The 774-nt window shown below is 30.4% G+C and carries 1 protein-coding gene; it reads left to right on the top strand.

Annotated elements, in window-relative coordinates; translation table 11 throughout:
- The first annotated feature begins 112 nt into the window (after positions 1-112).
- Positions 113-415 carry a hypothetical protein gene (locus tag C9E89_RS22950; protein WP_107010341.1) on the top strand — a complete coding sequence of 101 codons (303 nt, stop codon included), beginning with the start codon at positions 113-115 and terminating at the stop codon, positions 413-415.
- Positions 416-774: the final 359 nt, after the last annotated feature.

Genomic DNA, 774 nt, shown 5'->3' with positions numbered 1-774 from the left:
TTTGTTCAATGGCTAAGTGCGCCCTTCGGGAAAACCACGATAGCATGGGCTGTCTTGAATTTCAATTCAAACAGACCTATGCTTGAGGGGTATTCCTTGATACGGTGATGGTATGAGTATTGATAATTTAGAGCAAAAAATTGCAAAGCAAGAAGAACGCTTAAGACAGCTAAAAGAACAGAAAAAAGCTGCTATTGCACGTGAAAAAAAGAAAGTTTCTGATCAGCAAAGAAAAGATGATACGAGACGTAAAATTCTACTGGGAGCTTGGGCTTTAAATAAATTAAAAAATGATGAATCGTTTAAGCAGCAATTAGCCAATTTTGAGCAATTTTTAAATACGGAAAATAAGACCGAAGAAAATAGGCAAAAAGATAAAGATCTTTTTAATGGCGTTATTTGGGATAAGACCTAAATTTCGCATAAGGTGTATTATGTTAATTTTAGGAAATCTTAAATAGATATTATTTGGTATTATTGATAATTATTCTTACTTATAATTTTTTTATGAAAATATTAAACAAACTCCTTAGTCTTGAATTAGCAATTGGTTCTTCATTAAGTCAGAAGACTAATTTAATCCTCTCTTTTTTATTTGCTTTAATTTTTACAGGGATCGCTCTTTCTATTGAGAATAAAACTTACATATGTATTTTTGCAGGAATGCTACTTTTTTGGCAAAGATACGTTGTTTTAAAGTTAAGAAATAAAGAGCTAAAGTAAATGAAATTAGTAAAAAATATCCCTATTTAACATAATGGGCCTTATGCGAAA

The sequence above is a fragment of the Acinetobacter sichuanensis genome (genome assembly GCF_003024515.2).
Taxonomy (GTDB): Bacteria; Pseudomonadota; Gammaproteobacteria; order Pseudomonadales; family Moraxellaceae; genus Acinetobacter; species Acinetobacter sichuanensis.
The sequence above is the reverse complement of the archived record's forward strand: the minus strand, read 5'-3'. Positions and strand labels throughout refer to the sequence as shown.

Excerpts from the sequence above, each read along its gene's own strand:
- C9E89_RS22950 (WP_107010341.1), top strand. The coding sequence starts at position 113 with ATGAGTATTGATAATTTAGAGCAAAAAATTGCAAAGCAAGAAGAACGC.